Annotated in this window: 13 protein-coding genes and 1 tRNA gene; 5 read left to right on the forward strand and 9 right to left on the reverse strand. The window is 70.9% G+C overall.

Annotated features, from left to right (window positions below; all coding sequences use genetic code 11):
- Positions 1-24 precede the first annotated feature (24 nt).
- The 6 genes from ACFUO4_RS11620 to ehuB all read right to left on the reverse strand — a co-directional run bounded on the left by ACFUO4_RS11620 (position 25) and on the right by ehuB (position 4,237).
- Positions 25-98 (reverse strand) — tRNA-Lys (locus ACFUO4_RS11620).
- A 99-nt stretch (positions 99-197) separates the two neighbouring features.
- Complete coding sequence (locus tag ACFUO4_RS11625; protein WP_383482821.1) at positions 198-956, reverse strand: IclR family transcriptional regulator; 759 nt, start codon at positions 954-956, stop codon at positions 198-200.
- Positions 957-1,175: 219 nt separating this feature from the next.
- Positions 1,176-1,961, reverse strand: coding sequence for an ectoine/hydroxyectoine ABC transporter ATP-binding protein EhuA (gene ehuA / locus ACFUO4_RS11630; protein WP_079306220.1), 786 nt, complete (start codon positions 1,959-1,961; stop codon positions 1,176-1,178).
- Positions 1,951-2,601 (reverse strand): ectoine/hydroxyectoine ABC transporter permease subunit EhuD, encoded by a 651-nt coding sequence (gene ehuD / locus ACFUO4_RS11635; RefSeq protein ID WP_383482826.1) that lies wholly within the window; start codon positions 2,599-2,601, stop codon positions 1,951-1,953. Before ehuD ends, ehuA begins: the two co-directional genes overlap by 11 nt.
- The gene (gene ehuC / locus ACFUO4_RS11640) at positions 2,598-3,335 is read right to left on the reverse strand and encodes an ectoine/hydroxyectoine ABC transporter permease subunit EhuC (protein ID WP_079306224.1); all 738 of its coding nucleotides are present in this window, start codon (positions 3,333-3,335) and stop codon (positions 2,598-2,600) included. Before ehuC ends, ehuD begins: the two co-directional genes overlap by 4 nt.
- Positions 3,332-4,237, reverse strand: coding sequence for an ectoine/hydroxyectoine ABC transporter substrate-binding protein EhuB (ehuB, locus tag ACFUO4_RS11645; protein ID WP_383482830.1), 906 nt, complete (start codon positions 4,235-4,237; stop codon positions 3,332-3,334). The genes ehuC and ehuB overlap by 4 nt, the downstream gene beginning before the upstream one ends.
- Positions 4,238-4,284: 47 nt before the next feature.
- Here ehuB and ACFUO4_RS11650 point away from each other — a divergent pair, with 47 nt between their 5' ends.
- On the forward strand, positions 4,285-4,779 hold the full coding sequence (locus ACFUO4_RS11650) for a DUF3830 family protein (RefSeq protein WP_079306228.1): 495 nt from the start codon (positions 4,285-4,287) through the stop codon (positions 4,777-4,779).
- On the opposite strand, the gene ACFUO4_RS11655 is transcribed toward ACFUO4_RS11650, so the two are convergent.
- Together ACFUO4_RS11655 and ACFUO4_RS11660 are read right to left on the reverse strand one after the other, a co-directional pair.
- Entirely contained in the window at positions 4,760-6,145 is a 1,386-nt protein-coding gene (locus ACFUO4_RS11655; protein ID WP_383482833.1) for an amidase, read from the reverse strand. The genes ACFUO4_RS11650 and ACFUO4_RS11655 overlap by 20 nt on opposite strands.
- A gap of 13 nt (positions 6,146-6,158) precedes the next feature.
- Positions 6,159-7,106: a D-2-hydroxyacid dehydrogenase gene (locus ACFUO4_RS11660; protein ID WP_383482836.1), complete on the reverse strand. Its 948-nt coding sequence runs from the start codon at positions 7,104-7,106 to the stop codon at positions 6,159-6,161.
- Positions 7,107-7,238: 132 nt separating this feature from the next.
- On the opposite strand from ACFUO4_RS11660, the gene ACFUO4_RS11665 reads away from it, so the two are divergent.
- The 3 genes from ACFUO4_RS11665 to ACFUO4_RS11675 all read left to right on the forward strand — a co-directional run bounded on the left by ACFUO4_RS11665 (position 7,239) and on the right by ACFUO4_RS11675 (position 9,953).
- Entirely contained in the window at positions 7,239-8,036 is a 798-nt protein-coding gene (locus ACFUO4_RS11665) for a decarboxylase (RefSeq protein WP_383485620.1), read from the forward strand.
- Positions 8,033-8,764, forward strand: a complete 732-nt coding sequence (locus tag ACFUO4_RS11670; protein WP_079306234.1) for a decarboxylase — start codon at positions 8,033-8,035, stop codon at positions 8,762-8,764. The genes ACFUO4_RS11665 and ACFUO4_RS11670 overlap by 4 nt, the downstream gene beginning before the upstream one ends.
- Positions 8,765-8,864: 100 nt before the next feature.
- On the forward strand, positions 8,865-9,953 hold the full coding sequence (locus ACFUO4_RS11675) for an LLM class flavin-dependent oxidoreductase (RefSeq protein WP_383482839.1): 1,089 nt from the start codon (positions 8,865-8,867) through the stop codon (positions 9,951-9,953).
- Here ACFUO4_RS11675 and ACFUO4_RS11680 read toward each other — a convergent pair.
- Entirely contained in the window at positions 9,932-11,749 is a 1,818-nt protein-coding gene (locus ACFUO4_RS11680; protein ID WP_383482842.1) for a putative bifunctional diguanylate cyclase/phosphodiesterase, read from the reverse strand. The genes ACFUO4_RS11675 and ACFUO4_RS11680 overlap by 22 nt on opposite strands.
- Before the next feature lie 312 nt (positions 11,750-12,061).
- Between ACFUO4_RS11680 and ACFUO4_RS11685 the strand changes: the two genes are divergently transcribed.
- A complete protein-coding gene (locus ACFUO4_RS11685) occupies positions 12,062-13,306 on the forward strand; it encodes a M6 family metalloprotease domain-containing protein (RefSeq protein ID WP_079306240.1) in 1,245 nt (414 codons plus the stop codon).
- Positions 13,307-13,335 lie beyond the last annotated feature (29 nt).

The raw sequence follows: 13,335 nt of genomic DNA on the forward strand, positions 1-13,335 counted from the left end.
CTCCCACGAGAGGCCCTTCAGGAGTGCGCCGCCAGGGACTCGAACCCCGGACCCGCTGATTAAGAGTCAGCTGCTCTAACCAACTGAGCTAGCGGCGCATGACCCTCGCCGACCGCGGGTTTTGTTCCCTCGGCTGGCGACAGAGAAAATACTACCTGGTCCCGAGGGGTGCTTCTGACCACCGTTGGGTAGGGGGCTCAGATGGCCAGGCTGAGCAGGACCGGGGCCGCGTTGCGGTTCAGGGCGTCCGCCGCCTGACGGAGCCGGTGGGCGTGCTCGACCGGGAGCGAGAGGGCCAGGCAGCCCACCGACGATCCGGCGGTGATGGGGACGGCCGCGCAGACCGTGCCCACCGCGTACTCCTGGAGGTCGAGGTGGGGGACCGTCGGCGGCTGGGACTCCAGACGGGACAGCAGGAGCTTGTCGCTGGTGATGGTCCGGGAGGTGAGGCGGGCCATCTTGTGCCGGGACAGGTGGTCGCGCCGGCTGTTGTGGTCCAGCTGGCCCAGCAGGCTCTTGCCGATCGCCGTCGCGTGGGCCGAGTAGCGGAAGTCCACCCACTCGTTCACCACCGGCATCGTCGGGCCGTCGGCGTACTGGGCGATCCGCACCTCTCCGTCGACGTACCGGCTCAAGTACACGGCCGCGCCGACCGAGTCGCGCAGCCGGTCCAGCGTGCGCTGGAGCGTCTCGCGCAGCGCCTGGTCACGGTCATGGGCGGAGCCGAGGCGGGTCAGGGCGTCGCCCGTGACGTACGCGCCGTCGGCGACCTGCTCGACGTAGCCCTCGCGGCGCAGCATGCGAAGGAGGGTGGTCAGCCGCTCCGGTTCGATGCTGGTGTGCCGGGCGAGCTGGGCGTCGGTGATTCCGGTGGTGTGCCGCGCCACCGCCTCCAGGACGCGCAGCGCGTCCTGGGCGGAGTGGTACGGCGCGGTCGGCTCGTGCTTCAGCGCCACGGTGGTTCCCCCTGCGCTCGCTAAGTCGCTCTACAGTTGGGCCGTAATCCGGACAGCGATCCCTACCACGATAACGGGCAAGAGGCTTGAAGTGAGGGCCTGTTGACGAGATTCCATCCCTCTCAACAGGGGCGCTGACCCGCTGGCATATGCCAAAGTCAAGACCCAGCACCCCTACCTCGTGCATCGACGCCTTCACAAGGTGTAATTGACCTTTGGTCAGAGCACCGCGCTCAGGAATTCCCGGGTACGGTCCTGCTCCGGCTCGCTGAAGATCTTCTCCGGCGCCCCGGCCTCGATGATCCGCCCCGAGTCGAACATCAGGACCTGGTCCGAGATGTCCCGGGCGAAGTTCATCTCGTGGGTCACGCAGAGCATCGTGATGTCGGTGCTGCGGGCGATGTCCCGCAGCACGTCGAGGACGCCCGCGACCAGCTCCGGGTCCAGCGCCGAGGTCACCTCGTCGAGCAGCAGCACCTGCGGCCGCATCGCCAGCGCCCGCGCGATCGCGACCCGCTGCTGCTGGCCGCCGGACAGCTGCGCCGGATAGGCGTCGCACTTGTCGGCCAGGCCGACCATGTCGAGCAGTTCGCGGGCGCGCTCCTCCGCCTCGTCCTTGGCCAGGCCGAGCACCGTGACCGGGGCCTCGGTGATGTTTCTCAGCACCGGCATGTTCGGGAACAGGTTGAACTGCTGGAACACCATGCCGATCTTCTTGCGGACCTCGCGGACCTCCTTGTCGGAGGCCGGGAAGAGGCGCTGTCCGTCGACGGTGATGGTGCCCTCGTCCGGCTTCGTCAGGGTCATCAGCAGCCGGAGGATCGTGGTCTTGCCCGATCCGGACGGCCCGATGAGGGTGACGTGCTTGCCGGCCTCGACCGAGAAGTCGAGATGGTCGAGGACGGTGTTGTCGCCGAACCGCTTGGTGACCTGGTCGAGCCGGATCAGCTCGCCGGTACCGCGCTGGTCGAGGGGGCTGTTCTCGGGCTGTATGTCAGTGGACAAGACGTCGCTCCAGGGCTCGCATGAGGAGGGAGGCCAGATAGGAGATGAGGATGAAGGCCACGCCGATCACGGTCAGGGGCTCGGTGAACTGGAAGTGCTCCTGGGAGAAGAGCCGCGCCTGCCCGAGCATGTCGAGGACGGTGATCGCCATCAGCAGCGGCGTGTCCTTGAGCATCGCGATCACGTAGTTGCCGAGCGCGGGCACGACCCGGCGGATCGCCTGCGGCAGGATCACCACCCGCCAGGTCCGTGCGACCGGCAGGTTCAGCGCCGTCGCGGCCTCCCACTGGCCGGCGGGCACCGCCTCGATGCCGGCCCGGTAGACCTGCATGGTGTACGTCGAGTAGTGCAGGCCGATCGCGAAGACGCCGGTGGTCAGCGCGGAGAACGTGAAGCCCCACTCGGGCAGCACGTAGAAGAGGAAGAACAGCTGTACCAGCAGCGGCGTGTTCCGCACGAACTCGGTGACCGCGCCCACCGGCCAGGTCACCCACCGGGTCGGCGCCCGCATCAGCAGCGCCCACGCCAGGCCGAGCACGAAGGAGATCACCGAGCCGAGGGCCAGCGCCTGCAGGGTGACCAGCAGACCGTCCCAGAACTGCGGCATGAAGTCGCCGACCGCTGACCAGTCCCACTTCATCCGAGAACACCTCCCGAGGACGAGGCGCCGACGCCGGTCGTCTCGGCACGCTTGAGTTCCTGCTGCGGGGAGATCCCGCCCGTCGGCTTCCTGCCGACGCCCGCCTTCAGCCGCTTCTCCAGACCGCGCATCACCCGGGTGAGGGCGAAGGCGATCACGAAGTAGATGACCAGCAGATACGTGTAGATCTCCGCGCTCTCCTGCAGCGCAAGGCGTACCAGGTTGCCGCTGAACGCGAGATCACCCATGCCCATGATCGACACCAGGGCGGTGCCCTTGAGCAGCTCGATCAGCAGGTTGGAGAACGGCGGGATCATCTCCGGCACCGCCTGCGGCAGCAGGATCAGCTTCAGCCGCTGCCAGGGCGTGAAGCTGAGCGCGATCCCGCCCTCCTGCTGCGCCGGGTCGACCGCGGTGAGGGCCCCGCGCACGATCTCCGAGCCGTAGGCGCCGTACGTCAGCCCGAGCGCCAGCGTGCCCGCCCACAGCGGGACCAGCTGCCAGCCGAACGCGGGCGGCAGTACGAAGAACACCCAGAAGATCATGACGAGGGCCGAGGTCCCGCGGAACACCTCGGTGTAGAAGCCGGCGAGGAAGCGCACGATCCACAGCCGGTGGGTGCGCGCGATGCCGACCACGAAGGAGACGGCTCCCGCCAGCAGCGCGCTCAGGAAGAGCAGCTGGACGGTGACCCACACGCCTTTGAGGACCAGTTCCCAGAGTCCTGAAGTCATCCGCCGCAGAGCTCCTTCGCCGTGAGGTCCGTCATCTCGGCCTTCGTGAATCCGAAGGGCCGCAGGATGCGGAACAGCTCCCCGCTCTTCTTCAGCTTGCGCAGCTCGACGTTGAAGGCGTCCCGCAGCCTGGTCTCGGTGTGCCGGAAGGCGAACGCGCCGCCGTCCACATGCGGTTTGCCGTCCACGAGCGGCGCGAAGGCCTTGGTGGCCTCGGCCTTGGCGGACTTCTTCACCACCTCACGGGTGGTGAGCGCCGTACCGGCGAACACGTCGGCCCGGCCCGCCTCCACGGCGTTCAGCCCGGCGACCTGGTCCGGCACGATCAGGATGTCGCTCTCCTTGTACCCCGCGTCCACGGCGTACTGGATCTCGGCGTACCCGGTCCCGGTGGCGAACTTGGCCTTCTTCTCGACGACGTCCTGGTAGGTGTGCAGCCCCTTCGGGTTGCCCTTCCTGACGATGAAGGAGTCGAGCATCTGGTAGTCCGGGTCGGCGAAGATGACCTGCTCGCAGCGCTCGGGGTTGACGTACATCCCGGCGGCGACGACATCGAACTGCTGGGAGTTGAGCCCCGGAATGAGCGAACCGAACTCGGTCGGCACCGGCTGCACCCGGTCCACGCCCAGCCGTTTGAAGATCACCTTGGCCAGCTCGGGCGCCTCGCCGGTCAGTTCGCCGTTCTTGTCGATGTAGCCGAACGGGATCTCACCGGCGATACCGAGCCGCACCACCCCCGCCGCCCGCATCCGGTCCAGCAGATCACCGCCGTCCGTCGTCGAGGCCGTGGCCACCCGCGTGCAGCCGGCGGCCCCCAGCGCACCGAGCGCCGCCACCCCCGCGAGCAGCGATCGGCGGGTGGTTCCGGGTGTGTGTTTCTCGTTCCCTATTGGTGGAGCCATGGCGGCGCGGCTACCCGACCGCATGCGATGTATGCACCATGGATCGCATGGCTGACCGTTACATAGAAGTCTCGCTGGTCAAGCGGGGAATCAGCGTCACGGCAAAGCTGCTGGACGACCGCGCGCCGCTGACCTGCGCGGCTGTCTGGGAAGCGCTTCCGCTCGCCGGTGACGTCTACCACGCGAAGTACGCCCGCAACGAGATCTACGCCCTCTTCCCACCCTTCGCCTCCACAGAACCTCCCCTGGAGAACCCGACCGTCACCCCCATCCCCGGCGACCTCTGCTACTTCTCCTTCGCCGGCACCGAACTGGGCACCACGTCCTACGGCTACGACCGCGAGGTCCGCGCCGGCACCACCCTCGTCGACCTGGCCCTCTTCTACGAACGCAACAACCTCCTCCTCAACGGTGACGTGGGCTGGGTTCCCGGCATCGTCTGGGGGCAGGTGACGGAGGGGCTGGAGCGGATGGCCGAGGCCTGCAACGACCTCTGGCGGACGGGAGCGGCCGGGGAGACCCTCAGTTTCCGGAGGGCGTGAAGCCGTCCAGGGCGTGCGCCGCCCGCAGCACCAGATCGTCCCGGTGCCGGGCGGCCACGAGTTGGAGTCCCACCGGCAGCCCGTCGCCGTCCACCCCGACCGGGACGGACGCGGCCGGCTGCTGGGTCATGTTGAACGGGTAGGTGAACGGCGTCCACCCCGTCCACCGCCGGTAACCCGAACCCTTCGGCACCTCGGCGCCCGCCTCGAACGCCGTGACCGGCAGGGTGGGCGTCACCAGCAGGTCGTACGACTCGTGGAAGCGGCCCATCCGGCGGCCGAGGTCCATGCGGACATCGACGGCTGCGAGATAGTCCAGCGCGCTGTAGCGCGCGCCGAGCCCGCAGATCTCCCGCAGTCCGGGATCGAGCAACTCCCGCTGGTGCGGCCCGAACTGCTGGGTCACCCGGGCCGCCCCGCTGAACCACAGGGTGTGGAAGGCGTCCACCGGGTCGGCGAAGTCCGGGTCGGCCTCCTCGACATAGGCACCGAGCCGCGCCAGCTCCTCGACACCGCGCCGGACCGCCGCCGCGACGCCCGGCTGCACCCGGACCTGCCCGCCGAAGGAGGGGGAGTAGGCGATCCGCAGACCGCGGACGCCCTCCTGGAGAACCTCCCGGTAGGACACGGCACTCGGCCCCTGCGCCGACCAGTCCCGGGCGTCCGGCGTCCCGATGACGTCCAGCAGCAGCGCCGCGTCCGCCGCGTCCCGGGTCATCGGCCCGACATGGGCGAGGGTCCCGAACGCGCTCGCCGGGTACAGCGGCACCCTGCCGTACGTCGGCTTCAGCGCGAAGATCCCGCAGAACGCGGCCGGGATGCGGACGCTGCCGCCCCCGTCCGTGCCGAGCGCGAGGGGGCCCGCGCCGAGGGCCACGGCCGCCGCGGCGCCACCGCTGGAGCCGCCCGCGGTGCGGGTGGGGTCGTGCGGGTTGCGGGTGACGCCGGACAGCGGCGAGTCCGTGACGCCCTTCCAGCCGAACTCCGGGGTGGTGGTCTTGCCGAGGAACACGGCACCCTGCTCCCGGAGCCGGGCGACGGACGGCGCGTCCTCGTCCCAACCGCCCTTCTCCGACAGCGCCTTCGACCCCTTCAGGGTCGGCGAGCCGCGCATCAGCAGGATGTCCTTCACCGTGACCGGGACCCCGTCCACCAGCCCGGCCGGCTCACCGCGCCGCCACCGGTCCGCCGACTCCGTCGCCTGCGCGAGCGCCTCCTCGGCCGTCAGCCGCACGAACGCGTTCACCTCCGGCTGGATCTCCTCGGCCCGCTCCAGCGCCGCCCGGGTCACCTCCACCGGGCTGAACTCGCCCTTGCGGTACCCCTCGACGAGCTCCACGGCGCCGAGTGCGGTGAGGTCCCTCATGCACACCCCCAGGTCAGTGTCCGGGTACGTATCCACGCTTCTTGTCGACCACGTTCAGCAGTGGCTTGCCCGCCTCCCACCGCTCGTACAACTGAAGGAACTGCGCCCCGAGTTCGTCCCGCCAGCCCACCGTGTCCCCGCTCATGTGCGGGGACACGATCAGGTCGGGCACCTGCCACAACGGGCTGTCGGGGCCCAGGGGCTCGTGCTCGAAGACGTCCAGGGCGGCGCCCGCGATCCACCGGCGCCGGAGCGCCTCGGCCAGCGCGTCCTCGACGACCAGGCCGCCCCGCCCGATGTTGATGAACCGCGCCGACGGCTGCATCACCCCGAACCGCCGGGCGTCGAACATGCCGTACGTCTGCTCGGTCAGCGGAGCCGCCGCGATGATCCAGTCGGCGCGGGCGATCAGCCGGTCGAGATCGTCGGGACCGTGGACGCCGGTGCGCGGAGTGCGGCCGACCAGCGCCGTCGTCACCTCAAGTGCCTTGAGCGTGCGGGCGATCGTCCGACCGATGGGCCCGGAGCCGACGATCACGGCCCGCGTCCCGGCGACCCGGCGGGACTCCCGGTGCCGCCAGACGCCCTCCCGCTGGAGTTCCAGCGTCCTCGGCAGATCCTTCGCCATCGCCAGGACGAGGGCCGCGACGTACTCGGCGATCGGCTGGTCGAAGATCCCGCGCGCGTTGGTCACCACCGTGTCGGACGCGGCGAGTTCGGGGCACATCAGATGGTCCACGCCCGCGCTCGCCGTGTGCACCCAGCGCGGCCGCGGACCCTCGCCGGGCCAGGCGTGCCGTACGGCGTGCGAGGTGAAGTCCCACACCAGCAGCACATCGGCGAACGGCAGCCGCTCGGCCAGCGTCGACGCGTCCGCGTGCTCGACGCGGGCGCGACCGGTGAGGCGGCCGAGGCGGGGGAGGGGGTCGGCGTCCAGGACGAGGAGGGTGGGGGAGGTCATGCGAAGCCGTTCCTCCACGGGCGTCTGACATGCGCGGATTGACCACGCTCGCACCCGAACCTACCTTCGTCAACACGGGCGCGCGCACGGTCCGTTGTCCCCCCGTCTCTCACCGTGAGGCCGGTGTCTGCCATGGACCTCTCCTTTCTCGGCGGACCGCGCCCCCAGCGCGGTGTCGGCGTCGTGGCACCCTTCGACTTCGCCCTGGACCGCGAGCTGTGGCGCTGGGTCCCGGACGACATCTCGCTCCATCTGACCCGGACGCCGTACGTGCCCGTCGAGGTCAGCCTCGACCTGGCCCGTCTCGTCAGCGAGCACGAGACCCTGCACGACGCCGTCCGCACCCTGCACGCCATCGCCCCCGAGGTCGTCGCCTACGCCTGCACCTCCGGCAGCTTCGTCGGCGGCATCGCGGGCGAACGCGCGATGTGCGAGGCGATGACGAGGGCGGGCGCCGTCCCGTCCGTCACCACCTCCGGGGCCCTCCTCGAAGCCCTGACCGAGCTGGGCGTGCGCCGCCTTGCCCTGGTGACGCCGTACACCGTGTCGGTCACCCGCGCACTGGAGGAGTACGTCGCCGAGGCCGGGGTCACCGTCACCGGCTGCGCCTTCATGGGCCTGACCAGGCACATCTGGAAGGTGCCGTACCGCGAGGTGGTCGCCATGGCGCACAAGGCGGTCCGCCGGGACACGGACGCCCTGTTCATCAGCTGCACCAACCTCCCGACGTACGACGTCATCCCGCAACTGGAGGCCGAACTGCGGCTGCCGGTGATCTCGGCCAACCAGGTGACGATGTGGGCGGCGCTGCGCCGACTGGGTACCCGGGCCATGGGGCCTTATCAGGCGCTGATCGATCCGGCGGCGCGTCCGGGCCCCCTGCGACCGGTACTGCCCGACGAAGAACAGCAGCAGGAAGGCTGGACATGACCGCACTCGGACTCCTCTACCCGGGCCACTCCGCCGAGGACGACTACCCACGCATCGAGCAGCTCCTGGGCAGCGACATCCGGGTCGACGTGGTGCACACCGACATCGGCGAGGACGCCCACCGCGAGGACGCCCTGCGGGAGATGGGCTCGCCCGAACGGCTCGCGGCCGGCGTCGAGGAGCTGCGCATGGCGGGCGCCGAGTCCGTGGTGTGGGCCTGCACCAGCGGCAGCTTCGTACGCGGCTGGGAAGGCGCCCACGACCAGGTCCGCGCCCTGGCCATGGCGGCCGGCATGCCGGCCTCCTCGACGTCCTTCGCCTTCGTGCACGCGGCCCAGGAGATCAAGGCCGGCCGGGTCGCGGTCGGGGCGACGTACCCGGACGACGTGGCCGCGATGTTCGCGGACTTCCTGCGGGCCGGCGGCCTGGAGGTGACCGGGGTCAAGGGCGCCGGGATCGTCACGGCGGCCGAGGTCGGCACCTGGGGCGAGGCGGAGGTCTTCGCCCTGGCGAGGCAGGCCGACACCCCGGACGCGGACGCCCTCCTGCTCCCCGACACCGCCCTGCACACGGTCGCCCACCTCCCCGCCCTGGAGAAGGAACTCGGCAAGCCGGTCCTCACCGCCAACCAGGTCACGGTCTGGGAGGGCCTGCGCCTGACCGACCGCCGCGTGAACGCACCGAGCCTGGGGGCACTGTTCACGAAGGAGCCGATCGTGCAGGTGTGAGACCCCGGGGCATCAGGTGTGAGGCCCTCGGGGAATAAAGCGGAGACACCCTCCTGTTGTGCGCCGAAGGACACCGCACGGCACACAGCAGGAGGCACACGTGGCGGCAGACGAGACCCGGGGCACCGCACACGGCACCGCCCCCGTCCCCCTCTCCGTACTGGACCTGGTCACGGTGGGCGCCGGGCACACCGCCACCGAGGCGCTGCGCACCAGCGTCGAGCTGGCCAAGCTGACGGAGTCGCGCGGGTTCCACCGGTACTGGGTCGCCGAGCACCACTCCATGCCCGGCGTGGCCTCCTCGTCCCCCGCCGTGATCCTGGCCCACCTCGCCGCCCACACCGAGCGCATCCGCCTCGGCTCGGGCGGCGTCATGCTGCCCAACCACGCCCCCCTGGTCATCGCGGAGCAGTTCGGCACCCTGGAGGCGCTGGCCCCGAACCGCGTCGACCTCGGCCTCGGCCGCGCCCCCGGCACCGACGGCGCCACCGCGGCCGCCCTGCGCCGCACCGACCGTCTCCACGAGGGCGCCGACGACTTCCCCGAGCAGCTCGCCGAGCTGACCCGCTTCCTCGACGACGACTTCCCCGACGGCCACCCCTACCGCCGTATCCACGCGGTCCCCGGCCCGATCCAGTCGACGTCCCCCGGTGGCGTCCAGTCCCCGCACCGCCCGCCGATCTGGCTGCTCGGCTCCTCCGGCTTCAGTGCCCGCCTCGCCGCCGAGCTCGGCCTGCCCTTCGCCTTCGCCCACCACTTCTCGGCCCAGAACACCATTCCGGCCCTGGACCTGTACCGCGAGACCTTCCGCCCGAGCGAGATCCTCGCCGAGCCCTACGCCCTCATCGGCGTCTCCGCCCTCGCCACCGACGACGAGAAGGAGGCCCGCCGCCAGGTGCTCGCCGCGAGCCTCAACATGATCCGGCTGCGCACCGGCCGCCCCGGTCTCGTCCCCACCCCCGAGGAGGCGGAGGCCTACGAATTCAGCGCCGTGGAACGCGACTTCGCCACGTCCTGGAACGCCAACGTCGTCCACGGCACCGCCGACGAGGTCCGCGCCGGTCTCGACGACCTCCAGAAGCGCACCGGCGCCGACGAGCTGATGATCACGTCCCACGCGCACAGCGGAGCGCTGCGGCTGCGCAGTTACGAACTGATCGCCGACGCCTACGGCCTGCCGGCGGCCTGACCCGCCATCAGCTCGGAGATACGATCCGGCGGCACCGGCCGCGAGTACAGCCACCCCTGCCCGGTGTCGCACCCGATCCGCCGCAGGCGGGAAGCCTGCGCGGACGTCTCCACGCACTCCGCGGTGACCGTCAGCCCCAGCCGGTGGGCCAGCTGGATCATCGCCTCGACGACGACCTCGTCGGCCGGGTTGGGCGGGGCGCCGGTCCCCTCGTACTGGAAGCCCCGGACGAAGGACCCGTCCAGTTTCAGGACCGCGACCGGCAGCCGGCTGAGGTAGGCGAGGTTGGAGTAGCCGGTGCCGAAGTCGTCGATGGCGATGTGGACGCCCATGTCGCTGAGCGCCTGGAGCGCCTGGAGCGGGCGGCCCGCCGAGCCCATCACCGCGGACTCCGTGAGCTCCAGCTGCAGCAGCCCCGGCGCCAGGCCCGTCTCCGCCAGGATCTCCGCCACGTCGGCGACCAGGTCGGAGTCCCACACCTGGCGGACCGCGACGTTGACGCTGACGAAGATCGGCGGCTCGCCCGGGTGGTCGAGCTGCCACTGCCGGGCCTGCCGGCAGGCGGTCGCCAGCACCCAGCGCCCCAGCGGCACGATCGAGCCGTCCTCCTCGGCCAGTGCGATGAACCGATTCGGCGTCAGCATCCCGAACTGCGGGTGGTTCCAGCGCACCAGAGCCTCCACGCCCCGCAGCCGCCCGTCCTCCATGCCGACCAGCGGCTGGTACTCGAGCGTGAACTCGCCGCGCTCGATGGCCGGCCGGAGGGTGGAGGCGAGGGCCTGACGGGTCATGCGGTGGGCGTTGCGCTCCGGGTCGAACAGCGTCCAGCGGGACTTGCCGTCGGCCTTCGCCCAGTACAGCGTCGTGTCGGCGGCCTGCACGAGGGCCGTGGGGGTGGTGCCCGCCGCGTGCCGCTCGACGACGCCGATCGACGCGGAGACCGACAGCCGGTGCCCGGCGATGTCGAAGGGGCTCTGCACCGCCTTGAGCACGGCCTCGGCGAGATCGGCGAGCTGGTCGGTGCCGGTGGAGTCCTCGACGAGCAGCGCGAACTCGTCGCCGCCGAGTCTGGCCACCAGCGGCGTGCTGCCCCGGGTGGCGCCCGCCTCGTCCGCGCACCGCGTCAGCCGCTCCGCGACGGCGGCCAGCAGCCGGTCGCCGACGCGGTGGCCGAGGGTGTCGTTGACGGCCTTGAAGCCGTCGAGGTCCAGATAGCACAGGCCGATCCGGCCGGTGCCGCCCTGCTCGTACGCCTCCGCCTCCAGCGCGGCCGACAGCCGCTCGAAGAACAGCGTGCGGTTGGGCAGCCGGGTCACCGGGTCGTGCATCTGCAAGTGCCGCAGCCGGGCCTGGAGTTCACGCTGGGAGCTGACGTCGGCGACCGACAGCAGCACCCCGGGTTCACCCGTGCCGAGCGGCGCGACGGTGACCTGCGTCCACAGGTACTGGCCGTCGGGGTTCTTCAGCCGCCGGGTGCAGCGCAGCCGGGCCTGCCGGCCGCGCAGCACCTCCTGGTAGGCGTGCCAGGTACGGGCGTCGGAGGCCAGGTCCACCAGATCGGCGGCGAGCCGCCCGGCGAGCGCCTCGGGCGCGCTGCCGAGGAGGTCGCCGAGGCTGCCGTTGGCGCTGACGACGAGCCCCTCGCGGTCGACGACGGCCATGGCGAGCGGTGCGGCCACGAAGGCCGACCGGTACGCCGGGGAATCGGTACGAGAAGACGTGTTGTAGTCACTGTCTGTGACGGCCGCCCGGTCGAGGTCTGTCGCGGGCGCCGGCCCTTCGGAGGTTCCGCTCACCGTTCGCTCCCGCAGTGCACTCGATCTCTGTCCGTGCAGGAAAGTGTGCCGATCATAGAGGCTGGCCCCCACCCCTTCCAGCCACTGCCCAGTGTCCCGGAACAACGGGCCCTTCTGACAGATCGTTTCTGCCCGCACCTGGACGGCTTGTTGACCCGCCCGACCAGGTGTGACGTTCCGTGAGCGATTCGGGGTGTCGATTCTGACGGTTCTTCGGCTGACTCACTCTTCTGGTGCAGACAAACAGGGCGTAGTACGACAATCTCACACAGGCTGGGTGCGGTGTCCCGTGAACCGCATCCGGAGGTCCCCGTGCCGCGCCCCTTTCCGCGCCCCCGACTGCGCAGCACCGCGGCGGTGTTCACCACGATGTCGGCGCTGGCCGCCACCTCCCTCATCACCGGCCCGTCGGCCGCCGAGCCGTTCTCCGCGGCCGCCTGCGCCCTCACCCGCACCGAGGCGCACCACTCCGAGGGCGTCGACACCTGGAACGCCGCCTACCCGCAGCCCACCCGCACGCTGGACGCGGTGATGGTATTCCTGTCCTTCCCGGACGCGACCCCGCGCACCACCCCCGACCAGCTCGCCGCCGACCACTTCCCCGCGACCAGCCGCTTCTTCGAACAGGCCTCCTACGGCAGGTTCACGCTGCGCCCGCATCCGCTGCGGAACTGGATCCGGATGCCGCGGCCGTCGACGTCGTACGTCATAGAGCGTGACTGGAGCGCGTCGCATCGCGCCGACTATCTGCGCGACGCGCTGGCCGCGGCGGACGGGCAGGTGGACTTCTCCCGCTACGACGTCGTCTACTTCGTCGCCGATCCGGACGCGCCCGGCGTGGACTCGGACGCCACGAAGGTCGTCAACCTCGACACCCCGATGCGGGCCGACGGCACGGACATCCGCCGCGTCGTCACCGTCTTCGAACAGCACCCCCCGGACCGCCTGGTCCTGGCCCACGAGACCGGCCACGTCTTCGACTTGCCGGACCTCTACCACCGCCCCGTCGATGGCAAGGGCGACTGGGACACGTACGTCGGCGACTGGGACCTGATGGGCAGCCAGTTCGGGCTGGCCCCGGACCTGTTCGGCTGGCACAAGTGGAAGCTGGGGTGGCTGGATCCGCGGCAGGTGACGTGCGTGGGCAAGCCGACGCGGCTGACGCTGGAACCGCTGGGGGCGGGGCCGGGGACGCCGGTCGCGGGCCGCCCGGCCTTCGGCCTGGGACGCGGCACCAAGCTGGCGGTGGTCCGCACCGGACCCGAGACCGCCCTCGCCTTCGAGGCCCGCAGCCCGGCCGGCAACGACGCGGGGACCTGCAAGGAAGGGGTCCTGGTCTACCGGGTACGCGCCGGCGCCGCGTCCGGCGGCGGCCCGATCCAGGTCATCGACGCCCACCCGCACACCGAGGCCTGCTGGGAGGCCTCGGTCTACCCACCCCTCGCGGACGCCCCGGTCGCCCTCGGGGAGAGCTTCACGGTGCCGGGGGACGACGTACGGGTCGAGGTCGAGGGCCGGACGGTCGCCGGGGCGTGGACGGTGAAGATCACGCCGTAGCGGACAGACGGTGGCACACAAGAAGCCCC

Source organism: Streptomyces sp. NPDC057280 (genome assembly GCF_042668605.1).
Taxonomy (GTDB): Bacteria; Actinomycetota; Actinomycetes; order Streptomycetales; family Streptomycetaceae; genus Streptomyces.

Bases quoted from the DNA above. Each gene is read 5' to 3' on its own strand.
- ACFUO4_RS11655 (WP_383482833.1), bottom strand. From the start codon at position 6,145: ATGAGGGACCTCACCGCACTCGGCGCCGTGGAGCTCGTCGAGGGGTAC.
- ACFUO4_RS11650 (WP_079306228.1), top strand. From the start codon at position 4,285: ATGGCTGACCGTTACATAGAAGTCTCGCTGGTCAAGCGGGGAATCAGC.
- ehuC (WP_079306224.1), bottom strand. From the start codon at position 3,335: ATGACTTCAGGACTCTGGGAACTGGTCCTCAAAGGCGTGTGGGTCACC.
- ACFUO4_RS11660 (WP_383482836.1), bottom strand. From the start codon at position 7,106: ATGACCTCCCCCACCCTCCTCGTCCTGGACGCCGACCCCCTCCCCCGC.
- ACFUO4_RS11665 (WP_383485620.1), top strand. From the start codon at position 7,239: ATGGACCTCTCCTTTCTCGGCGGACCGCGCCCCCAGCGCGGTGTCGGC.
- ehuB (WP_383482830.1), bottom strand. From the start codon at position 4,237: ATGGCTCCACCAATAGGGAACGAGAAACACACACCCGGAACCACCCGC.
- ACFUO4_RS11670 (WP_079306234.1), top strand. From the start codon at position 8,033: ATGACCGCACTCGGACTCCTCTACCCGGGCCACTCCGCCGAGGACGAC.
- ehuD (WP_383482826.1), bottom strand. From the start codon at position 2,601: ATGAAGTGGGACTGGTCAGCGGTCGGCGACTTCATGCCGCAGTTCTGG.